Source organism: Psychrobacillus sp. L3, assembly GCF_042945595.1.
Classification (GTDB): Bacteria; Bacillota; Bacilli; order Bacillales_A; family Planococcaceae; genus Psychrobacillus.
In genome coordinates this window covers 3,062,319-3,084,743 of record NZ_CP168493.1, presented here as the reverse complement: position 1 = coordinate 3,084,743, position 22,425 = coordinate 3,062,319, and the positions used below count along the sequence as shown (strand labels likewise).

The window sequence follows — 22,425 nt, the reverse complement described above, 5'->3', positions numbered from 1 at the left end:
ATTTCCTCTAATTTGTTTCTACTCATTTCGCTACTTTTTGTTTTCGTTCTGATACAAAGAAAGATTTTCCTGTTCCAATCGCAACAGATTGAAGAGGTTCTGGTGCAATGTGAACTGGTACTTCAATAACGCTGGATAGCCATTCTTTAATACCTTTTAGTAGTGCCCCTCCACCTGTTAACACAACTCCATGGTCGACGATATCCCCTGCAAGTTCGGGTGGACATATTTCAAGGGTTGCACGAATTGCTTCTAATATTGTATCAAGGGACTCTGCCAAGACACCCTGTATTTGGGTAGAAGATAGATGGATTATTTTCGGTAATCCAGTTACAACATCTCTTCCTCTTACATCCATTTGTTCTACTTCATGCGGTAGCAAGGCATGGCCAATTGTTTTCTTAATTTCTTCAGCAGTTGGTTCTCCAATTAATACATTATATTCTTTGCGAATAAAATGAATAATCGATTCATCCATTCTATCTCCTGCATCCTTCACAGTGTTAGAAGCAACTACCCCTCCGAATGAAATAATACCAACTTCTGTTGTACCTCCACCAATATCGACTATCATACTTGCAACTGGTTCATTCACAGGAAGGCCCGCTCCAATTGCTGCTGCAACTGGTTCTTCCATTAGTTGAACTTCTTTTGCTCCGCTTTGTCTGACTGCATCTTGAATTGCTCTACGTTCGACAGAAGTTGCACCTGATGGCGTACACACAACAACAGATGGCTTTCGTAATGAAGTTCCAAGTTTTTTACTTGCACTCTGCATAATGAGTTTTAATAATTGCGTCGTAATATCAAAATCAGCTATGACCCCGTCTTTTAACGGGCGAATAACTTCTATGGAAGCAGGTGTCTTTCCAATCATTTCTTTTGCTTTATGTCCAAATGCAATAATTTCTCTCGTTTTTGTATTAACTGCCACAACTGTTGGTTCATCTATAATTATGCCTTTACTTTTCGTATATACTAATGTATTTGCGGTGCCTAAATCTATTCCAATATGAGCATTTGAAAACATATATATCTTCCTCCATTCAATCATACTCAATAAGTATAAAGGATAAAAGGTGTATTGCCATGTGTTACATTATGGAAGTTTACAAATGTTTCATTGGTTTAATAGATCAATATACATAGGGATGGCGATTTATATAATAGAATAGTATGTAATGGTCACTAAAATGACATCGAATTGACTTCAAAATGAAAAGAAAAAAACATAAAAAAACAACCGCAATTTCTGCGGTTGTTTTGAATTATTTGGAAGGTTTTGGATCTACTAAAACTGAATCGTGTGAGTTCATAGATTTTGCGAAGTAGTGCATAATTGTATAACCAACAATACCTGTAACTGCTGCAAAACCAAGAACTGTAACTGTGAATAAGCCCATTATTAAACACCTCACTAGTTATATTACTATCATTATAGCTTAAAAGAATATAAAAGTTAAGTAGTATTTTATAGAAATCTACTTAAAAATAGTTAGAATGCCCAGTTACCGTTGCGGAAGATTGGTTCTGTCGTTCCATCTTCTTTCACACCATCAATGTTCATTTTATCGGAACCAACCATAAAGTCCACATGCGTAATACTATCGTTTAGCCCGTTTTTAGCAAGCTCTTCGCGACTCATAGTTTTGCCACCTTTTAGACAAAATGCATATGCACTACCAATTGCTAAGTGATTGGATGCATTCTCATCAAAGAGCGTGTTATAAAATAATAAGTTAGAATTAGAGATTGGTGAATCATGCGGAACAAGGGCAACTTCACCTAAATAGTGAGAGCCTTCATCTGTTGCAACAAGATCTTCCAACACCGTCTGACCTTCTTCAGCTTCTACTTTTACAATTCGTCCATTTTCAAAAGTAACAGTAAAATTATCAATAATATTCCCACCATAACTTAATGGTTTCGTACTAGAAACGTAACCAGCTACCCCAGTTTTTAAAGGAACAGTGAAAACTTCCTCGGTTGGCATATTTGCCATGAAATCGTCACCTTTTTCATTGACACTGCTCGCTCCACACCATAGATGCCCTATTGGAAGTTCAATTGTTAAATCAGTTCCTGGAGCAGTATAGTGAAGTTTTTTGTAGTTTTTGTCATTTAAATAATCTACTTTCATGTGAAGTAGTTTATCGTGCTCTTTCCATGCCGAAACTGGATCTTCTAAATCAGCACGTACTGCTTTGAAAATAGCATCCCAAAGTGCAGAAACTTGTTCTTCTTCTACGACATTCGGAAATACCTTTTTAGCCCATTCTTTTGAAGGAGAAGCAATTACTGTCCAGCTAATTTTATCAGATTGGGTATATTGGCGATATTTACTTAATGCTGTCCCAGCTGCTTTTTGGAATGCAGCAATTTTACTAGTATCCACTCCTTTTAAAAGGTCCGGACTTTGGCTCATAATGCTCATAAATGCAGCACCTTGCTCAGCTAATAATTCTTTTTCTTGTACTTTCCATGATGGGAAGAAGTCAAAAGATTCTTTAGGAGCTAGATCATAGCGTAAGCGAGTAATTTCATCGTCTGAAAAGTCTACAAAAACTTGATTGGCACCAACTTCATACGCCTTTTTTGTAATTAATCGAACAAGTTCCACACTGTCGATAGAAGAAGCAATAAATAGGTTCTGACCAGATTGAATATTAACCCCTACTTCTACAGCAAGTGCAGCGTACTTTTCAAGCGTTTCATTAAATGATGACATATACATACTTCCTTTCTGTGTTTAACTTCATAATATCAGTTTTCAGTCTATTGTAACAATACATATTAAAGGTAAAAAGTCGGATATTATTCATAAACTATGAAATTATATTATCGGAAAGCAAGTTTATTATTAAAAAAAGTGCAAAATAGCCGAAATAATGAGAGAAATAGAATTTGGGGGTTAATAAATGGATATATCGACGGTTGTTGGTCTCATCATTGCGTTTGTTTCATTATTAGTTGGGATGTATTTAAAAGGAGTTGGTCCAGGAAGTTTATTAGTTCCTGCAGCTATCTTAATTATTATATTTGGAACAATTGCTGCTGTAGTAATTGCATTTCCAATGAATGAATTGAAAAGGGTACCAAAGCTATTTGGAGTGCTATTCAAAGATAAAAAACTTGCAGATGATAGTGAAGTTATTAAAATGTTTTCTAGCTGGGCTGATTTAGCACGTAGAGAAGGATTACTTGCATTAGAAAGCAAGATTACGGATGTAGAAGATCCATTCTTAAAAAATGGATTAACATTAGCAATTGATGGACAAAACGCGGATTATATCCGAGATGTACTAACAGAAGAAATCGATGCTTTAGAAGACAGACATATTAGTGGAGCTTTAATATTTTCACAAGCAGGTACATATGCCCCTACACTAGGAGTGCTAGGAGCAGTTGTGGGACTAATCGCAGCCCTAAAAAACTTAAATGATATTGATTCATTGGGTCATGCTATATCAGCAGCTTTTGTTGCGACATTACTAGGTATTTTCACTGGGTATATTATTTGGCATCCATTTGCAAATAAACTTAAACGCAAATCTAAGCAAGAGGTTCGTCAAAAAACGATGATGTTAGAAGGTATTCTTTCCGTGCTAGAAGGAGATGCCCCTCGAGTAATTGAACAAAAATTAGCTTCGTATTTGTCTATGTCAGACCGCAAAAAAATAATGAACGAAAGCGGGGACGGAGACTTTGGCAAAGAAGCATAAAAAGCATAGGGAAGAAGAACATATTGACGAATCATGGCTAATTCCATATGCGGATATATTGACATTATTATTAGCTCTTTTTATCGTACTTTTTTCTATGAGTACGATAGATCAAAAGAAGCTTGAGCAGATGTCCGAAGTATTTAACCAAATTTTTGATGGTGCAAATGGCTTAATGGATAATTCTTCTCCAATGGAAGTACCAATTACATCAACCGAAACAAGTGATAATGACCAAAGTTCAGCTTATATTGAAGACCAGCAAGCATTATCAGCTATTAAAGCTAGTGTAGATGAGTATATAGCAGTCAATGCACTAGAAAAGCAATTCGCAACGAAATTGACGGATGAAGGGCTTCTCGTTACTATCCGTGAGAATATTTTATTTGATATGGGAAAAGCACAAGTAAAATCTGAATATCGCCAAATTGCCGAAGACATATCGGATCTTCTAGTATTCGATCCTCCTAGAAATGTTGTTATAACAGGACATACAGATAATATTCCGATTTCAAGTAGTGAGTTTTCATCTAACTGGGAACTAAGTGTCATGCGTTCAGTGAATTTCTTGAAAATTTTAGTTGGTAAAGGAACCATTGATCCATTGTACTTTAGTGCAAAAGGTTATGGTGAATTTAAACCAGTTGCTTCTAATGATACTGTAGAGGGCCGTGCCAAAAACCGACGTGTAGAGGTGTTAATCCAACCACGTGTGTTACAAGATGGTACTTTAAACGATGCACCAAAATAAGAAAAACGTAAACTGATAACAACTTGGAGTTGTTATCAGTTTTTCTTTTGACTTTTTCAAACAAAAGTTTATAATTAAAACAAAAGTTTGGAAAGGAGGTTCATTATTGTGCAACCAAAAGAAATACAAATTTTACAGTACCTTCGAAAAAATCCGTATGCGTCTCAATTAGAAATAGCAGATAATCTTAATATGTCCAGACCAGCAGTAGGTAATATTATTTCCCAATTAATTAGGAATGGACAAATAACAGGAAGGGCATACATACTTCCTGAAAAAAATGAAATCATTTGTATCGGTGGTGCAAATCTAGATCGAAAATATTCAGTTAAAAATAAATTACAAATGGGTACTTCTAATCCAACTACGAGCTCGCAAAGTGTTGGAGGAGTTGCAAGAAACATCGCTGAGAATTTAGGTAGACTTGGACATAGTGTACGTTTGTTATCAGTAGTTGGGAATGATATGGAGTATCAAATAATAGAGAAAGCTTCTAGTAATTGGATGAACTTATTTTCTGTAGAAAAACTTGCTAATTATTCTACGGGCACCTATTCTGCCGTATTAGATAGGCAAGGCGAGATGCTTTTTGCACTAGCTAATATGGAAATATACGATCAACTATCTGTTGAATACATGAAAAAACAAGAGTCTCATCTTTCGAATGCACAACTATTAATAGTGGATATGAATTGTCCAAAAGAAGTTATTGAATACTTACAAACACTTGCAATGGGAAAAAATATCTCGCTCGCAATTATTCCTGTATCTTCTCCTAAAATGGAGAGAATGCCGGATAACTTGCATGGAATAGAGTGGATCATTTTAAATCGAGACGAGGCTGAAGCATATTTACACATGAAAATTGATGATGTATCAGCATGGAAAAAAGCTGCGCAAACATTTGTACAAAAGGGTGTCAATCATGTGGTTATTACAAATGGTAGTCAAGGCGTAATGTATTCGAGTGAATCCAGTTATTCGACATACGTTCCTGCGATGCATGTAGATCATGTAGTGGACGTCACTGGAGCTGGAGATGCTTTTGTCTCAGGAACGCTTCATGCATGGTTGGAAGGAAACGACCTAAAATCGGCAATAAATGCTGGTATGGTAAATGCGAGTAAAACATTACAATCTGCAGAAACTGTTCGTACAGAGCTTTCTAAAATTACTTTAAATAATGAATTGGAGGAATATTTATTATGAGAGAATTTTTAACATTTTCAAAAGAAGTAGAAGAAGGAATGGCAGCAGGGAAAGCAATTGTTGCTTTAGAATCGACAATTATTTCACACGGAATGCCTTACCCACAAAACGTAGAAATGGCAAGAGAAGTGGAGCAAATTATACGTGAGAATGGTGCCGTTCCAGCGACAATTGCCATTATGGATGGAAAGATTAAAATAGGTCTTTCAGAAGAAGAGCTAGAAACACTAGGCACAAGTAAAAATGCACGAAAAACTTCTAGAAGAGATCTTCCTTATGTAGTAGCTTCTAAAGAAATTGGAGCAACAACAGTAGCGACAACGATGATTTGCGCAGAGTTAGCAGGTATTAACATGTTTGTAACTGGTGGTATCGGTGGAGTTCATAGAGGTGCAGAAATGACAATGGATATTTCAGCAGACTTAGAAGAATTAGCTTCTACAAATGTTGCTGTAGTATGTGCAGGTGCGAAATCTATTTTGGACATAGGTTTGACACTTGAATATTTAGAAACTAAAGGCGTTCCTGTTGTTGGATATCAAACGAATGCATTCCCAGCATTTTATACGGCAACTAGTGCATTTAATGCAAACTTCCGACTGGATGAACCACAAGAAGTTGCAAAAATGTTAAAAGTGAAATGGGATTTAGGTTTAAAAGGTGGGGCTATCATAGCAAATCCAATTCCAGCAGAGCATTCTATGGAAGAAGCATATATTAACGAAATTATTGAGAAAGCTTTAAAAGAAGCAGAAGCAAACGGCATTAAAGGGAAAGACGTAACACCATTTTTACTTGGAAAAGTAAAAGAATTAACAGAAGGAAAAAGCTTAGAATCGAATATTGCATTAGTTTACAACAATGCAAAAGTTGGAGCTAAGATTGCAGTTGAATTAAATAAACTATAAAAAAAACTTCCCGAGAACTTATCTCGGGAAGTTTTTTTTACTTACGTAAGTTTCCTAACTCTGCTGCAATTGCTTGCATTTCGCTTGGACTAAACGATTCTCTTTTTTTCACCATTTCATACAAGTAGACCAAATCTTCGTATTCCGTTGCATTAAAATTCTCTGGTTTCATAGCATCTACGTTAACCATGCGAAGTTTTTCTTTTATTGTTTCAATCATATACGTAACATTTTCAACAGAGGGCTGTGATAAATTCATTTTTTGTTCCTACCTTTCATACAATAGTAGTTTTCCCCGCTTTAACGGGCAGTATGATTCCAATGTAAATTGAGAATGAATCCGGTATTGCAAACGGAAGTTTAACTACCCGTTAAGCCCGAATGGCATCAATCCGTATAATTCGTATTGAAGTTCTACTTTATCATTTCACGCTCCGCGTAGATTGTCAAACACTAAATAGATTTAGTAACTGTAGCTGTCCGCCTATGTTCCAATTACTTTTAATACTCTATGAAAATATGTACCTTTCTATGTAATTTGTTCTTGTTATGATATTCATAAAATGCTGCTTGTTAGTCAAGACATTTTTTTAATATAAGTAAATTATTTGTTTTATTACGCTTAGTCACGGGTATAATTAAATACATATACATTCAAATATGGAGGTTATCACATGAGTGAAACTAAATTAGTAAAAGGGATAGTTTATGGAGCATTAATAGGTGGAGCGTTAACCATGTTAGATAGGACAACAAGAAATGGAGTTGCTAAGAAATCAAGATATCTCGGAAGGCAGATTCAATATTACAGTAAAAATAGACAAGAATTAATAACGACCATTGAAGAACAACTAACGAAATGGAAGTCGTTTTACGATCAGTTTGCTTCCGATGCGACGTACATATCACAAAAAGTAAATGAAGTGAAAGAAATTACACCTCAAGTCAAAACGTTACTATCGGATACAAAAGAAGTATTCACTCAATCGAAAGAAGAATACAAATCAATTGTCATCCCTGAATCTGATGAAAATATCGTGAAACAATAGTTGAAAAGAAAGGAGAGGATGAAGTGGAGCGTAATCGTATAAAAGAGGACTTACAAGAAGAAAATACTTCATCCTCAACAACTTGGCGTGAAAATATTAAGTTTTTATTTATTAAAAAGAAGAATACCCGCAGTACGGAAAATCACGATTTAACAACTTGGTCTGGATACTTTAAACATTTACTCAATCATATTCAGAGAGCAGATATCACAGGATTAGGTGCTCAACTTTCCTATTTTTTTCTTTTGTCATTATTTCCAATGCTTATTTTTATCATGACGTTATTGCCTTATATAAATTTGGATGAAGCACAAGTATTTCGCTTTCTAGAAAACTATGCGCCAAAAGAGGTATATACGCTTATTGAGGGTACTCTGTCAGATGTATTAAGAAGTCGCAATGGGGGTCTGTTGTCTATCGGAATCATTGGAACTATTTGGTCGGCATCCAAAGGCATGAATGCCATTGAGATTTCTTTAAATAGATCGTATGAGTTGGAGGAAACAAGACCTTTTTTTATTGTAAGAGGTTTATCAGTTGTTTTTACTTTACTTATGATAGTGCTACTTATCATTGCACTAGTGCTACCCGTGTTTGGGCAACAAATTGGAACTATTCTATTTTCCTATTTCGGATTTGAAGAAGGGTTTCTAATAGTGTGGAATAATATCAGATGGATAATCAGTCCCCTTGTTATTTTTATCGTATTCGCCGCATTATATTGGATTGTTCCAAACAAAAAGTTATTATTAAGAAGTGTACTTCCAGGTGCAGTTTTTGCTACATTAGGGTGGATTATTGTTTCCTTAGGATTCTCTTATTATGTTAGTAGCTTTGGCACCTATTCTTCCACTTATGGAAGTATAGGAGGAATCATTGTTCTGATGTTGTGGTTATATTTATCGGGAATTATTTTATTAGTTGGCGGGCAGATAAATGCAGTCATGCAGGAAAGAAAGAATGCATTTAGACAGAAAAAAGCAAAGGGTTTCTAAGACCCTCTGCTTTTAAATATTTCTATTTAGCATTCTTAACCCATTAAGGATAACTAAAATCGTACTTCCCTCATGTCCAATGACTCCTAGTGGTAGATCGAGTACTTGAAGAAAGTTTGAAATGATCAATAGGGCAATTACAGAAATGGAAAGTACAATATTTTGTTTCACAATACGTCGCATTTTACGTGACATCTTCACGGCATACGCAATTTTGGATAAATCATTTTTCATGAGTACCACATCCGCAGTTTCTAACGCTACGTCTGTTCCTTCTCCCATTGCAAATCCAGTTGTTGCTGTTGCTAGGGCAGGGGCATCATTTATACCATCCCCAACCATTCCTACAAATTTATGTTCTTCTAATAGTTCTTTCAAATGCTGTACTTTTGTTTCAGGTAAACATTCTGCGATGTATTGATTAATACCTGCTTCTTTAGCAATAACTTTAGCTGTTTTATCATTATCACCAGTCAGCATAACGGTTTTTATTCCTAATGATTGCAACAGTTTAATCGCTTCTTTTGCTTCTTCACGAACTGTATCTTTTAAAGCAACAGCAGCAGCAATTCCTTTTTCATCGCGCATAAAAATAACTGTTTTTCCTTCTTCAGCAAGTGAAGCAGCGACTCCATCTTGGAATTCAAATGCATCTATTTTATTTACAAATTCTGGTTTCCCAACTAATATTGTTTGTTCTTCCATGACTGCTTGCAAGCCAAAACCAGGTTTATCTTCAATATGAATAAGTGGTAATTGGCCAATTCCTTCTGACTTCGCATAGGTAGTTATTGCTTGTGCAAGAGGATGGTTCGATTGAGCTTCAATTGTAGCAAGCATAGTTAATGTTGCAATTTTATTTAAATCTTCCCGGACAAAGAACTCTGTCACTACTGGTTTTCCTTTTGTAAGTGTTCCTGTTTTATCGAACGCAATTGCTTTCATTTCACTAACATTTTCTAAATGCATGCCACCTTTAAACAAGATTCCGCTTTTTGCACCATTTGATATTGCTGCTAGTGTTGCCGGCATAATAGCTGCCACAAGTGCACAAGGAGAAGCAACAACCAATAAAACCATGCCACGGTAGAACGTTGTTTTCCAGTCCCAATCAAGTACAAAATGTGGGAGGAACATCATGAAACCTACCGCCATTAGAACTACTTTTACATAGGTACCTTCAAATTTTTCGATAAATTGCTGAGCTGGAGATTTCTCATCCTGAGCTGTTTGAACAAGTTGAATAATTTTATGAAAAAGCGAGTCCTCATTTGCTTTTGTCATTTCCATTGTAATAGCACCACTTATGTTCACAGTTCCAGCGAACAATTCGTCGTTGACTTGTTTGGATACAGGAATGGATTCTCCACTAATTGCAGCTTCATCAATTGCCGTAGATCCACTTTTGATGATTCCGTCTGCAGGTATTCTTTCTCCAGGTTTTACGACTAAAAGATCCCCGATAACGAGTTCATTTACAGAAACGCGAGTAGTGGAATCATCACTATTTAACCGCCAAGCTTCTTCTGGTTGAAGTTCCATAAGCGATGAAATTTCCTTTTTACTTTTGTTCATCGTATATGTCTCAAGCGCACCGCTAACACCGAAAATGAAGATTAATATGGCGCCTTCTGTCCAATAACCGATGATTGCAGAACCAACTGCTGCTAAAATCATGAGCATTTCCACATTTAGTTTTCTTTCTTCAATTGTGGATTCAATACCTTCCTTTGCTTTAGCAAATCCCCCAATGCCGAAAGCGAGTATATAAAAAAGAATAGAAGCAGTTTCCTGATCTGTTCTTCCAAGCCACCAAGCAATTAGAATTAATACTCCTGAGAAAAGAGCAGCAATCAGCTCGATATGTGGGATAACCGATTTGAAAAGAGGTTGATTCTCATTTGTTTCCTGAATAGTTGCCATGTAAATACCCCCTTGATAATGAATTTCAGTCTTAATAAGCTTCTAAAATGACGAAAATGGATTCCCAGGAGGAAATCCATTTTTATATTCATTACTACTTTATAATTATTATAAAGTAGAGTTATTTTAATGTCAATAGTAACAATTAGTTAAAAACTCGCTCTTTATAATCAGATAATTTTTCCAATGAAGACTTATCAACATCTGCATGCAAGCTATTGCCATGAGAGTCCATTGTTACGACAGCTGTGAAATTTTCAACACGTAAATGCCACATTGCTTCTGGAATACCAAACTCCATTAAGTCGACGCCTTCTACACCTTTAATGCAGTCAGCATAGTATTGGGCTGCTCCACCGATTGCGTTCAAGTACACGCCGCCGTGCTCAGAAAGTGCTGCAAGTGTTTTTGGCCCCATACCGCCTTTACCGATAACTGCGCGAATACCAAACTTTTTCATAATATCTCCTTGGTATGGCTCCTCACGAATAGAAGTAGTTGGGCCAGCTGCACGTACATGCCAAGTTCCTTCATCGTCTTTTTGCATAACTGGTCCACAGTGATAAATTATTTGTCCATTTAAGTCAACAGGTGCATCATGACTCATTAAGTGATGGTGAATTGCATCACGTCCTGTAAACATACGTCCAGTGATGGAAACAACGTCTCCTACTTGTAGTGTTCGAATTTGTTCTTCGGTAATAGGAGCTTGAAGTTCTACCACTTTTTGAGTAGCTTCTTCTTTAGCTTCTTCTTTAAATTCGATTTTTTCTCCTTCTTGGTAATGCCATTCGATAATTTCTCCAGTAGTTGGGTTGATATTAATCGCCATACGACGGTATGCCCAACAGTTATATGCAACTGATACATAGAAACTTGCTGGAATGCGGTGCATTACACCAATTTTACAGCCAAGTAGCGTTGCTTCTCCGCCGAATCCCATTGTACCAATTCCTAATGTGTTTGCTTTTTCTACAATATACTCTTCTAATTTTGCAAGGTCTGGGTTTGGATTTGTATCTTCTACATGACGAAATAATTGTTCTTTTGCAAGGTCATACCCAGAAGAACGATCTCCACCAATACCAACTCCTATAAAACCTGCAGAACAGCCTTGTCCTTGTGCTTGGTATACAGAATGTAAAATACATTTTCGGATGCCATCTAAGTCACGACCAGCGCGTCCTAAACCTTCTAGTTCAGTTGGTAAGCTATATTGAATGTTTTTATTTTCACATCCGCCACCTTTTAAGATAAGCTTCATTTCAATATAGTCTTTTTCCCATTGTTCAAATTTCATGACAGGGATACCTTCACCTAAGTTATCCCCACTGTTAGCACCAGTTAATGAATCTACTGAGTTAGGGCGAAGTTTTGCATCTTTTGTTGCAGTCACGATAGCACGTTTAATCGCAGCTTTAATTTCTAATTGGTTTACGCCGATTGGTGTTTTAATTTTGAACGTTGGTAACCCAGTATCTTGGCAAATAGGCGAGACTTTATCATCCGCCATTTGAATATTGTTCGTAATTGTATCTAAACTCATAGCCGCACGTGTACCGGCATTTTCAGATGCTTTCGCTTTCTTAATAGCGCGTCGTACATCTTTTGGTAAGTTCGTAGATGTTTCCGTAATTAAGTCATAAATACTCTTTTCTAATTGTTCCAATTGCATCATGAAACGCTCCTTTAGGTATGTAAGTAATAAACATTTACTAGTATACTATTTTATTAGTTTGAAAAAAAGGGCGGAGTATCGCTTAACCGGGGCTAACGTCGTGCTATCCTAGTGGATCCGCGCTTAAATTTCTTATCCACCCATAGCCGACGGGCTATATGCTCCTAGAGGTGTTGTATATGCCCCTAAAGCTAGTGCATCTGCTCCTAAATTTTTTATCTGTCCATAAAGTCGTGCTATCCGCTCCTAAAGGTGTTATATATGCCCCTAAAGCTAGTGCATCTGCTCCTAAATTTTTTATCCGCCCCTAACGGCGTGCTATGTGCTCCTATAGGTGTTGTATATGCCCATAGAGCCAGTGCATCAACACCTAAAAGTGATTCTGACCTCTAAACAATGAAAAAAGAAGTTTGGAAATCGATTATTCCAGACTTCTTTTAGCTAAGATCTACTCTTTATTATTTTTAAACTGCTCCATTTTTAACTCTAAGTCATCCATCATTTGAATAAGACGGTCAATATCTTCGAGTTCAGTCGTTTCAGGTTCAATTGAATCTAAGACTTCTAAAAACATTTGCAGTCGATCTTTTAAATAAGATACTTGTTGTTCTGGATTTGAAATTTGTTTGCCCACAGAATAACACCACCTTTTCGTAAGTATAGAATAAAGGAAAACGAAAAGAAAAGATAGGTATAAAGAGTTATTTTAATAATTTGTCTGTTTTGAATATTTACACTTATCAGTTTATATGATAAAGTATCTATAAGGCATACATAGAAGGGAGGCCGTAGTGAATAGTCGAAAACCATTCAACCAATAGAAGGAGGGGGTTCAGACATTTCACCGGCAATAATGCCGCAAATGCAATTATGAGTACTCAAAAGGATACTAGTTATATGTAAAAGGCTCAGTCTATCTATTGCAGATACCGACTGGGTCTTTTCTTGACCAGTTTTTTATATAAAACGAAGGTATTGTCTGATACACTACTGATTAGAACAACTTTGAATATATTAAAGAGGTAATGTATGCAGCAATTTACAGTAGTGGAAAGAAAAAGGTTTTGGATACTCGTTACGATTGTATCGATTTCAGGATTTTCACAAGGAATGTTATTACCGCTTATATCCGTTATATTTGAGCAAGACGGAGTAAGTGCTACACTGAACGGGTTAAGTGCAACAGGTCTTTATATCGGAACATTATTAATATCACCATTTATTGAGCCACCACTTCGAAAGTTTGGGTATAAGCCAATTATTATGATAGGTGGGCTTATTGTAATTATATCGTTAATGCTCTTCCCTATTTGGAAAAGTGTCGCATTTTGGTTTATTTTAAGGTTATTAATTGGAATAGGGGATCACGCTCTTCATTTCTCGACACAAACATGGATTACAAGCTTTTCTCCCGGGCATCGTTTAGGAAGAAATATCGCTATATATGGCCTTTCTTTTGGGGTTGGCTTTGCAGTAGGCCCTTTGTTTGTCCAACTCGTCAATATTTTTCAAGGATTGCCATTTATCATATCGAGCCTCCTTTGTTTAGGGGCATGGATACTCATTTTCTTTGTTAAGAATGAAAAACCAGAGATATTTAAAAGTTCTCCTGCCTTCGAAGGAACTTGGAAACGATTTGGAGCAACTTTTGCGATTGCATGGGTTGCATTTATACCGCCATTTTGCTATGGATTTTTGGAATCATCATTAAATGCTATTTACCCAGTTTATGCACTTCGTAATGCGATTGAAGTAACTAGTTTGTCCTACATACTAGCAGCATTTTCAATGGGAGGGGTTGTTTCACAATTACCTCTTGGTGTATTAAGCGACAAAATCGGGAGAAGAAAAGTACTTATCATTATGCTTGGACTAGGAGCTATTACCTTTGGAACTGCAAGCTTTTTTGAAACGTCTACTTTAACAATTGGAATTTTATTTTACATCGCTGGAATGTTTGTTGGATCGACTTTTTCACTTGGGATTTCTTATATGGCTGACTTAACACCAAAAATCCTTCTGCCAACTGGAAACTTAATATGTGGAATATTTTTTAGTATTGGAAGTCTTTCAGGACCATTTCTAGGAGGTCTCTTCATCCAACTATTCGAAGGAGTTAGCTTTTTAGTATTAGTCGCACTTCTACTAGGAACTCTTTCCTGTATTATCTTTTTTGCCAATCCGCAAAAAAGTGGAAAAACGTCTTTGCTTTAAAATTTAGAAAGCACTACTGGTTCATGTACCTCTTTCAAAGAGTATACAGCGGAAACAGTAGTGCTTTTTTAATTGAAGTCTGAATATTTAGCGTTTGTAAGTATACAAATGTATCCAGTTATGTATATGATAATCGTAATAGTTTAAAAGGAGAAGGAGGATATTGAATGAGTAAAAACTGGTTACCATATGTTTGGAAATTATTATGGGTTGTTGGGTTAATTGCTTTATTGCTTATCAGTAATGAATTGTGGATAAAAGTAAGAAATCATGTTGCAACTACGTTTTATATGACCCCTTCAATTTGGTATTATGCTACTGCCGCTTTTGTTATAGGTGTTTATATTTCTTTACTTTTCGTAAACGTACGGGCAGTGAAATGGAATTGGCCGTTAATAATCTGTGTAACTGTTCCTTGTTTCATTATTGCTTTTTATTTTCCAGTAACTTATTCGATTGTTCAAACTACTGCATCAGATCCGGGTAACTTTTCTGTGCCTATTCCAAATTGGATAATGAATATAAACTTTGTTGGAATCCTTGGAATTCCATCCCTTGTCGCTGGTTTAACCTTGATGGTTGGGATGTTTGAACGTTATGGGAATCAAAAATGAAACGATACTACGTATTAATTAGCTGTTTACTAGTATTTTTAATAACCGGATGCAGTGAACAGACTATGACTTACGAAGGTGAGTCAACTAATTGGAAAGTTATTTACAAGATTATTCAAAATGAGAAGGAAGTTAAGCGACAATCAGTAGAAATTCAATCCATTGGTGGAATTCAAAAAAGTAATATAACTTTTAAACAGACAAATCCTCGTGGTTCAGGATGCGAATCTTATTTTGATTATGACATTGAAGGAGATAAAAAACTTATTCGAGGATGCTTAGATGAACCTCGTCTAGACAATAAAGATGATTCTTTCGATGTCTTCATAGCTTGGGATGGCCAAGAAGAGAAGATTGATTTAAAGAAAAAGCAAGCCAATTAATTATTGTAATCCGTTCTATTGGCAGAAGGATTAATGCTCCTTTTTGTCTCCATATTGAACTAAAGCATTTAGGAGGGTGTCCAATATGGAGACAATATTGCGTAACTTAAAAAATAGAGGAATTCTAATTGTAGTTTTATTTCTCATTATGTTGGGTATCATTATCTTGACTATCTTTGATAATAGGACTTATTATCCATCAGATGTATTAGGGGATTATGCTGATATAAATGCAGAAAATCCATTTGTAAGCATTGAAAGTATCGATGTAGAAACAGAGGATATATTCACATCAATTAAAATTCCAGAAAAAAAGCAACAGGAACTTATAGAAGCTTTTAAAAATGCGAAATTTAAAAAAGTAAAAAATGGCTCAAGTGATTACGATTACCGAATCAATATTACATTTAATACAGGATATGCAATGTATGTTGATTCAGATAAAAAATTACTTTGTATCATTGATACGCACGGAGATAGGGACGAATACTATACAATCGAAAATGATAGTGATTTCTTCAAGATATTAAAGAGTTCTACGGAATAATAAAAAAGTACCTACTAAAAACACAGCCTTGATAAATAAGTATTTTAAAAAGCCCAATTCATATTTGAATTTGGGCTTTATTTTCGTAATTCTGATTCGCGGTCATATTTTTTAGTTCTTTAATTCCAACAACGTTACCGCTTCTACATGTGCAGTTTGAGCAAACATGTCCACTGGTTGAATATATCTCACATGATAAACTTTTGTTAAAGCTTCTAAATCCTTTGCAAGGGTAGAAGGGTTACATGATGTATAAACAAAACGTTTTGGCTTTATATCTAAAATTGTTTTAAGCAATTCATCGTCAAGACCTGCGCGTGGTGGATCTACTGTTAATACATCTGGAACAAAGTCTTCGTTTTTCCACTTTTGCAGCCATTGTTTTGCAGTACCGTGCACATATGTTGTATTTTTAAAGCCATTACGTTTTGCATTTCTTTTTGCATCTTTAATCGATTCCTCGACAATGTCCATACCACGAACTTCTTTAGCATTTTTCGCAAGCCATAAGCCGATTGTTCCAACGCCACAATAAGCGTCTACAACTGTTTCAACTCCTGTAAGTGCTGCTGCTTTTTCGATTTCATTGTATAAATGCTCGGTTTGTTCCGGGTTTAACTGGAAGAATGCGCGAGCAGATAGATCGAATGCTAATTCTCCTAGCTTTTCATGAATCGTTTCTTTGCCATGTAAGTTAAATGTATTATCACCAAAAATAAGCGATGTATCTTCTGCATTTATATTTTGACTGATGGAAACAATATTAGCATCTATTGCGCGTATTTTTTGCACAAGTTCTTCTTTATGTGGCATTTTCTTTTGTGTTGTAACGAGCGTTACCTGGATTTGACCAGTTTTCATACCTGTACGAACGACTATTGTACGGATAATTCCTTTAGAGTTTCTACCATCGTAAATAGGAATATTTAGCTCTTGCAAGTATTTTTTTATTTCATTTGTAATATGTGTAGTAGCTGGATGCTGTACAGCACATTCGTTAATGTCGATTAACATATTCGATTCTTCTGCATACAATCCTGCGATTACTTTATCGCCTAATGGTCTTACTTGAAACTGGGATTTGTTGCGGTAATGCCATGGATTGTCCATTCCAATGGTTTTTCTAACTTCAATTGTTGGAGCTAGATCTTTTACATAGCGTTCCAATGCTTGCACAACCAAATCTCTTTTTTCAATCAGCTGTCTATCATAGGACATATGTTGTAACTGACACCCACCGCATGCATCATATACTGGACATGGTGGTGTCACTCGGTCTGGAGATGCTTGTCGGATTGTTTTAATACTTGCTTCCGCGTACTTTGGTTTGGCTACTGTTACTTCTGCGGTAATCACTTCACCAGGTAAAGCCCCTTTTACGAATATGGCACTACGTTTGAAAAAGCCGACGCCTTCTCCATTGATCCCTAGTCTTTTTATCGTTAAAGGGAATTGTTGCCCAACTTGAATTGTTTCTAGTTCTGTCATTCCTTCACGTCCTTTATAATCTTCCTTCTATTATAAAGGACAAAATCATTGTTGGGAAGAAAGCGGAATATCCAGATTATTCATGTTTAGTTCATCTAGCGTTCCAAATGTATAACCCATCTTTCTAGCTTCCTTGATAAACATAGGAAGACCTTCCGCATTATCAGGTGAAACAGTATGCATTAAAATGATTGCTCCTGGGTGAATTTGAGACATTAATTGATCATAAGAATATTTACCGCCTTTTTTCTGATCTCGATGCCAATCAATAAAAGCAATAGACCAAAATATATGCTGATAGCCGATTTCGTTTGCAGCTTCTAACACCTGCTCATTAAAAATACCTTCAGGTGGTCGCGTAACAGTTGTTCTCTTTAGTGGGGTTAATTCACTTAAACGTTGGTCAAACTTTTGTAATTCTTTTTTTACGCCATCTTTTGAAAGTCTAGCTAAGTTTGGGTGCCCATAGGAATGGTTTCCTATTTGATGGCCATCCTGAATCATTCGTTTTACAAGGTCTGTTGCACTCTCTAAATAATGACCAGTTAGAAAGAAAGTGGCTTTAATATTTTCTTGTTTTAGCGTATCTAAAATACTCTCTGTATAGCCATTTTCATAGCCATTATCGAAGGTAAAATAAATAATCTTTTTATCAGGAGTTCCTTTATAAACTGCTCCATGTTTTTCAAGCATTGCATCTAGCTCCGCCCCAGCCTCGGCTGGTACTTCCTTTGTCGCCTTTTTTAATCCCCAATGTATTTCTTTTGATTGTGCAGAGAACGGCTGATAGAAAAACCCCATACTTAAGACAAAAGCCGCTAATACTATTCCAAACACATGATATTTCCACATAAAAAACGCAACCTTTCTTTTTGGATAGGTTGCGCTAGACAGTTTCATTTATTCATTTATAAATATCGCTTAAGGCATTTGTCAAATCTGGGAATTGAAAATTAAAACCGTTTTCCGATAAAACTGTTGGTAGTACATGTTGCCCTTCTATTACGAGCTGGCTTTTTTCGCCGAGTGCTACTTTTAAAGCGAAAGAAGGAACAGGGAAATAATATGGCCTATTTAACACAGTTGCGAGCGTTTTTCCAAATTCATTCATTTTTTTTGCATGTGGAGCAACCACATTAAAAGGACCATGTAAATCGTGTTCAATTGCAAAAAGTAAAGCATTCGCAACATCTTTCACATGAACCCATGACATCCAGTTTTGCCCAGAACCAATTGGACCTCCGACAAACATTTTATATGGTAATGCCATAAGAGGAAGAGCACCTTCACTTTTTCCTAGAATTATACCGAATCTTCCGGAAGCTACTCGAACGCCTAATTGCTCAGCCTTCTTTGCTTTTTGCTCCCAATCATGAACAGTTTTTGCTAGAAAGTCCGTACCGATTGTAGTTGATTTTTCTGTATATATTTTGTCCTCAGAGGCCGGATAAATTCCTATTGCACTAGCATTTACGAGAACTTTTGGTTTTTGTTTCAAAGCTTTTATTATTCGGAGCACTTCATCCGTTGCTTGCATACGACTATCATAAATTTTCTTTTTTTTGCTCTTCTGTCCATCTGCCATTATTAATAGATTCACCAGCCAGATTGACGATTGCATCAATTCCTTCTAATTCTTTTTCAGGTTGAGAATTTTCCGATAGCCATCCAATAGAAGTTGCGTCATTTGATATATTATTTTTTATACGAGATAAAATAAATACATGATGGCCTTTTTCCACAAGAAGCTTCGTCAGTTCATTTCCGACAAACCCTGTACCCCCGGTAATTGCTATTTTCATTATCCTAACCTCCCTTAGTGCTATCTTAGCATGCCTAACAGTTATCACCTATGAATTTATACGCTATAATGATAGATGAGGAATGGAGAGGTTTAGTCATGCCGATTATTACAAAAATAGGTCGACAAAAAAACAATAATGAACGATATAATTTATATTTGGATGAAAAATATGCTTTTAGTGTAGATGAAGCAGTTCTTATTAAGTACCAGCTTTCAAAAGGGAAAGTGATAGAAGCTTTTACTATAGATGAAATCGTTTTTGATGATGAAGTAAGAAAGGCTTATAATAAAGCGATCAACTTTTTAAGTTATCGTATGAGAAGTGAACATGAGGTAAAGAAAAAGTTGCAAATGAGTGAATTTGGTGAAGCGGTTATTTTAGAAGCAGTTCGTAAATTATATGATCATGGTTTTTTAAATGACGAAAGCTTTACAAAAGCTTTAGTGAATACACAAAAGAAAAACAGTAAAAAAGGTCCTACAGCTATCCGACAAGAATTAAAGAAAAAAGGAATTAACAAAGATCTTCAAGAAGAAGTATTGGCAACTTATTCCGAAGACGAACAACTTACGATTGCGAGGACGCTAACCGAGAAAATAATAAACCAAAACGTAGATAAAACACCAAGACAAATAAAACAAAAAGTGCAAGATTCACTGCAAAGAAAAGGATATAACTTCACCATTATTTCCCAAGCAATAGACTCCTTTAAACTGGATAAAGAACAGGAAGAATGGGAAGATATCATTGCCACGCAAGGAGATAAAATTTGGAGGAAATATGCATCTAAATATTCGGGATATGACTTGAAAAAGCGAGTAAAAACAGCACTTTTTCAAAAGGGTTTTCCAGGGGAGCAAATCGATTTATATATTGAAAAAAAGGAGCTGGAACAACAAGATGAGTGAAAAAAAATATAGTGATATGACTGAAAATGAATTACGAACAGAAATTGCAAATTTAAAAGAGAAAGCCAGAAAAGCAGAACAATTAGGAATTGTAAATGAGTATGCTGTTTACGAAAGAAAAGCAACGATGGCACAAGCATTCTTAACTGATCCAGCTTCTATTAAACCTGGTGAAATGTACCGAATATCTAGTGATCCTGGTATGTTCTTTCAAGTGGAGTACCTTAAAGGAAGATTCGCTTGGGGATATAGATTGGGCGGAGATAGATACGAGGAAGCATTACCGATATCTCTACTACAGCCATTAAAGGAAGGAAAATAACATGCAAGATAAAATAGATGCATTAACAACACAATTAATTGAAAAAAACGAACAGCTATCTGCCTCAAAAGCACGAACTTGGATTGAGCTTCTTTGGTCAGATTTCGAATCTTCCTATGCTCGAGCAGGTTATGATTATAAAGGGGCAGCGGTAACCGAAATGGTCATTACAAAATGGATTGAAGGGTATGGAGACCAGCTCCATGAATTTGCTAGCTCCAATGAAAAGTACAAGCATCTTCTTGAAGCGGATGATTTTCTAAACTAACAAACGCTAGGAACAGGTTGATTTCCGCGGGCGGTCCGTGAGCCTCCTCGCTTCGCTGTGGGGTCTCACCTGGCTCCGAGGAACGAAGGCTAAGAGCGCCACATCGTGTGGCAAAGCCTTCGTGACCAACATCCTGTTGGCCTCCCGCTGGAGTCGCCGCCTTTCGCTCCAATCAACAGTGCAAAAAAGAAAGACAATATGCTTCTGGTAATTTCCTTTGTTTAATAAAGTAACAAGCGGAAATATAGAAAAAAATAAGAAGCATCTATTGATAAAGAAGTGTTGAGCGGATGAAATTGACTCTTCGTCCGCTTTTAAAAGAATAGAAGAGGATTTATTCTCTCATTATCCAAACCTTATGCACCATGTCTCTTCATATTTCAAGAGGGCGACGGATAAACAACCGCCACAAGATTACCGAAAAAAATGGATCGTGAAGTGAAGCAGTCACTTCACGATCCATAATCTCTAACGGTAATAGTGTAGCTTATGTTTCTTCCAAAGCACTTTGGAAATAGTAAAGACCAGGTGCACTTAAAGGGCGCTTGCGCTTATCTTAATTAGGCATAAAATCAAGTTTCTTTCGCAGTTTATCTTCGCTAAATATCCAACCTGTATAAGAGTTAACGATTTCTAACTCTTCATTGAGATGAGCTACTGCTACAAATGGGTAGTAATCATTGCTTCTATACCTTAAATCGATTAAGCGGACTTCGTATATATGGTCAAGTTTCGTGATTTCCCATCGGTAGATAGGAGAAAAAGAAACAAAAGCGCTTAAGTTTTTGTCGGTCATAGCTGCTTTAAATAATTCGGAGTCAGGAATTGGCACCCGTTCAAACTTATCGTAAATCGTAATGGATCGACCGTATGCCCTGCCAACATAATGGTGCGTTTCTGAATTTGCTGCAACTCGCCACTGAAAAAACTTTATCGTAGGTGCAATTATTATTTGTTTTGCATTTGGAATCGTTCGTTTTACGGCATTTTTAACCGCAGCTTGAACGGCAAAACGTAATATGTAATAGCAAAAGATGATAGCGTACATAATAAGAAACGTAGGTACTGGTTTTGCACCGAACATCCAAAATAGTAACCCTACTATATGCAAGCCAAAAATAATCGGATCAAATGTATTGATCACACCAAGTGCTACCCATTTCCTTGAAAAAGGTCGAATCGCTTGGGTTCCATAAGAGTTAAAAATGTCGACAAACACATGCAAAAAAACAGCTAAAAATGTCCATAGCCATAGATGAAGAAAGTTTGCATCTTGTACGAATAACCATATAACTGACGAAATAAGCAAAGGCCATAAAATAACCGCGGGTATGGAATGTGTAACTCCACGATGATGTCTAATATACACCGCATTATTGCGTAGTTTTAAAACTGTATCTATATCAGGAGCTTGCGAACCGATAATTGTGCCAGCAATAACTGCTGCTGTAGTTATTGAACTACTTGCAACAATTGGATCAGCTAGTGCTAATCCTCCAAGGGCAATGCCCATTACGATATGAGTACCTGTATCCATACGACCAACTCCTTTTTGGACAACAAGTTATTTTCATCATAAAATAAAATAAGAAAAATAACAAAGCCCACACTATTATATACCCGATTATTCTTGTCTATAAT

The 22,425-nt window shown here is 36.2% G+C and carries 23 protein-coding genes and 1 pseudogene; 13 read left to right on the top strand and 11 right to left on the bottom strand.

Annotated features, from left to right (window positions below; genetic code table 11):
- Positions 1-22: 22 nt before the first annotated feature.
- The 3 genes from mreBH to ACEPXD_RS15460 form a co-directional block, all read right to left on the bottom strand.
- Positions 23-1,030, bottom strand: a complete 1,008-nt coding sequence (gene mreBH / locus ACEPXD_RS15470; RefSeq protein WP_391117331.1) for a rod-share determining protein MreBH — start codon at positions 1,028-1,030, stop codon at positions 23-25.
- Between the two features lie 238 nt (positions 1,031-1,268).
- Positions 1,269-1,403: a hypothetical protein gene (locus tag ACEPXD_RS15465; protein ID WP_264158155.1), complete on the bottom strand. Its 135-nt coding sequence runs from the start codon at positions 1,401-1,403 to the stop codon at positions 1,269-1,271.
- Between the two features lie 92 nt (positions 1,404-1,495).
- Complete coding sequence (locus tag ACEPXD_RS15460; protein ID WP_391117329.1) at positions 1,496-2,728, bottom strand: aminopeptidase; 1,233 nt, start codon at positions 2,726-2,728, stop codon at positions 1,496-1,498.
- A 190-nt stretch (positions 2,729-2,918) separates the two neighbouring features.
- Here ACEPXD_RS15460 and motA point away from each other — a divergent pair, with 190 nt between their 5' ends.
- The 4 genes from motA (at position 2,919) to ACEPXD_RS15440 (ending at position 6,590) form a co-directional block, all read left to right on the top strand.
- A complete protein-coding gene (gene motA / locus ACEPXD_RS15455; RefSeq protein WP_391117327.1) occupies positions 2,919-3,722 on the top strand; it encodes a flagellar motor stator protein MotA in 804 nt (267 codons plus the stop codon).
- The gene (gene motB / locus ACEPXD_RS15450; protein WP_391117325.1) at positions 3,706-4,473 is read left to right on the top strand and encodes a flagellar motor protein MotB; all 768 of its coding nucleotides are present in this window, start codon (positions 3,706-3,708) and stop codon (positions 4,471-4,473) included. Before motA ends, motB begins: the two co-directional genes overlap by 17 nt.
- A 108-nt stretch (positions 4,474-4,581) precedes the next feature.
- Positions 4,582-5,682 (top strand): PfkB family carbohydrate kinase, encoded by a 1,101-nt coding sequence (locus ACEPXD_RS15445; protein ID WP_391117323.1) that lies wholly within the window; start codon positions 4,582-4,584, stop codon positions 5,680-5,682.
- Entirely contained in the window at positions 5,679-6,590 is a 912-nt protein-coding gene (locus ACEPXD_RS15440; RefSeq protein WP_391117321.1) for a pseudouridine-5'-phosphate glycosidase, read from the top strand. Before ACEPXD_RS15445 ends, ACEPXD_RS15440 begins: the two co-directional genes overlap by 4 nt.
- Before the next feature lie 37 nt (positions 6,591-6,627).
- Here ACEPXD_RS15440 and ACEPXD_RS15435 read toward each other — a convergent pair whose 3' ends face one another.
- A complete protein-coding gene (locus ACEPXD_RS15435; protein ID WP_151701090.1) occupies positions 6,628-6,849 on the bottom strand; it encodes a DUF1128 domain-containing protein in 222 nt (73 codons plus the stop codon).
- A gap of 415 nt (positions 6,850-7,264) precedes the next feature.
- On the opposite strand from ACEPXD_RS15435, the gene ACEPXD_RS15430 reads away from it, so the two are divergent.
- Positions 7,265-7,639 carry a YtxH domain-containing protein gene (locus tag ACEPXD_RS15430; RefSeq protein ID WP_391117319.1) on the top strand — a complete coding sequence of 125 codons (375 nt, stop codon included), beginning with the start codon at positions 7,265-7,267 and terminating at the stop codon, positions 7,637-7,639.
- A 23-nt stretch (positions 7,640-7,662) separates the two neighbouring features.
- Positions 7,663-8,634 carry a YihY/virulence factor BrkB family protein gene (locus ACEPXD_RS15425; RefSeq protein ID WP_391117317.1) on the top strand — a complete coding sequence of 324 codons (972 nt, stop codon included), beginning with the start codon at positions 7,663-7,665 and terminating at the stop codon, positions 8,632-8,634.
- Positions 8,635-8,646: 12 nt separating this feature from the next.
- Here the strand turns inward: ACEPXD_RS15425 and ACEPXD_RS15420 are convergent, their stop codons facing one another.
- From ACEPXD_RS15420 to ACEPXD_RS15410, 3 genes are all read right to left on the bottom strand, one after another.
- Positions 8,647-10,557 (bottom strand): heavy metal translocating P-type ATPase, encoded by a 1,911-nt coding sequence (locus ACEPXD_RS15420; RefSeq protein ID WP_391117315.1) that lies wholly within the window; start codon positions 10,555-10,557, stop codon positions 8,647-8,649.
- Positions 10,558-10,702: 145 nt separating this feature from the next.
- Complete coding sequence (locus tag ACEPXD_RS15415) at positions 10,703-12,232, bottom strand: fumarate hydratase (protein ID WP_391123291.1); 1,530 nt, start codon at positions 12,230-12,232, stop codon at positions 10,703-10,705.
- A 451-nt stretch (positions 12,233-12,683) separates the two neighbouring features.
- Positions 12,684-12,869 (bottom strand): SE1561 family protein, encoded by a 186-nt coding sequence (locus ACEPXD_RS15410; protein WP_151701083.1) that lies wholly within the window; start codon positions 12,867-12,869, stop codon positions 12,684-12,686.
- Between the two features lie 395 nt (positions 12,870-13,264).
- Between ACEPXD_RS15410 and ACEPXD_RS15405 the strand changes: the two genes are divergently transcribed.
- The 4 genes from ACEPXD_RS15405 (at position 13,265) to ACEPXD_RS15390 (ending at position 15,993) form a co-directional block, all read left to right on the top strand.
- Entirely contained in the window at positions 13,265-14,449 is a 1,185-nt protein-coding gene (locus ACEPXD_RS15405; RefSeq protein ID WP_391117313.1) for an MFS transporter, read from the top strand.
- Positions 14,450-14,616: 167 nt separating this feature from the next.
- Positions 14,617-15,063, top strand: a complete 447-nt coding sequence (locus tag ACEPXD_RS15400) for a hypothetical protein (protein WP_391117311.1) — start codon at positions 14,617-14,619, stop codon at positions 15,061-15,063.
- Positions 15,060-15,446, top strand: coding sequence for a hypothetical protein (locus ACEPXD_RS15395; protein ID WP_391117310.1), 387 nt, complete (start codon positions 15,060-15,062; stop codon positions 15,444-15,446). Before ACEPXD_RS15400 ends, ACEPXD_RS15395 begins: the two co-directional genes overlap by 4 nt.
- Before the next feature lie 85 nt (positions 15,447-15,531).
- On the top strand, positions 15,532-15,993 hold the full coding sequence (locus tag ACEPXD_RS15390) for a hypothetical protein (RefSeq protein ID WP_391117308.1): 462 nt from the start codon (positions 15,532-15,534) through the stop codon (positions 15,991-15,993).
- A 111-nt stretch (positions 15,994-16,104) separates the two neighbouring features.
- Here the strand turns inward: ACEPXD_RS15390 and rlmD are convergent, their stop codons facing one another.
- The 3 genes and pseudogenes from rlmD to ACEPXD_RS15375 form a co-directional block, all read right to left on the bottom strand.
- Entirely contained in the window at positions 16,105-17,481 is a 1,377-nt protein-coding gene (gene rlmD / locus ACEPXD_RS15385; RefSeq protein WP_391117306.1) for a 23S rRNA (uracil(1939)-C(5))-methyltransferase RlmD, read from the bottom strand.
- Between the two features lie 45 nt (positions 17,482-17,526).
- Complete coding sequence (locus tag ACEPXD_RS15380) at positions 17,527-18,333, bottom strand: polysaccharide deacetylase family protein (RefSeq protein WP_391117304.1); 807 nt, start codon at positions 18,331-18,333, stop codon at positions 17,527-17,529.
- 52 nt (positions 18,334-18,385) lie between these two features.
- Positions 18,386-19,283, bottom strand: a pseudogene (locus ACEPXD_RS15375) (TIGR01777 family oxidoreductase).
- A gap of 98 nt (positions 19,284-19,381) precedes the next feature.
- Here ACEPXD_RS15375 and recX point away from each other — a divergent pair.
- The 3 genes from recX to ACEPXD_RS15360 are packed head-to-tail and all read left to right on the top strand — an operon-like array spanning position 19,382 to position 20,784.
- Complete coding sequence (recX, locus tag ACEPXD_RS15370) at positions 19,382-20,194, top strand: recombination regulator RecX (RefSeq protein ID WP_391123288.1); 813 nt, start codon at positions 19,382-19,384, stop codon at positions 20,192-20,194.
- The gene (locus ACEPXD_RS15365) at positions 20,187-20,516 is read left to right on the top strand and encodes a YfhH family protein (protein WP_391117302.1); all 330 of its coding nucleotides are present in this window, start codon (positions 20,187-20,189) and stop codon (positions 20,514-20,516) included. The genes recX and ACEPXD_RS15365 overlap by 8 nt, the downstream gene beginning before the upstream one ends.
- Before the next feature lies 1 nt (position 20,517).
- Positions 20,518-20,784 carry a YfhJ family protein gene (locus ACEPXD_RS15360; RefSeq protein WP_391117299.1) on the top strand — a complete coding sequence of 89 codons (267 nt, stop codon included), beginning with the start codon at positions 20,518-20,520 and terminating at the stop codon, positions 20,782-20,784.
- Positions 20,785-21,340: 556 nt separating this feature from the next.
- Here ACEPXD_RS15360 and ACEPXD_RS15355 read toward each other — a convergent pair.
- Positions 21,341-22,321 (bottom strand): metal-dependent hydrolase, encoded by a 981-nt coding sequence (locus tag ACEPXD_RS15355; RefSeq protein ID WP_391117297.1) that lies wholly within the window; start codon positions 22,319-22,321, stop codon positions 21,341-21,343.
- Between the last annotated feature and the right edge of the window lie 104 nt (positions 22,322-22,425).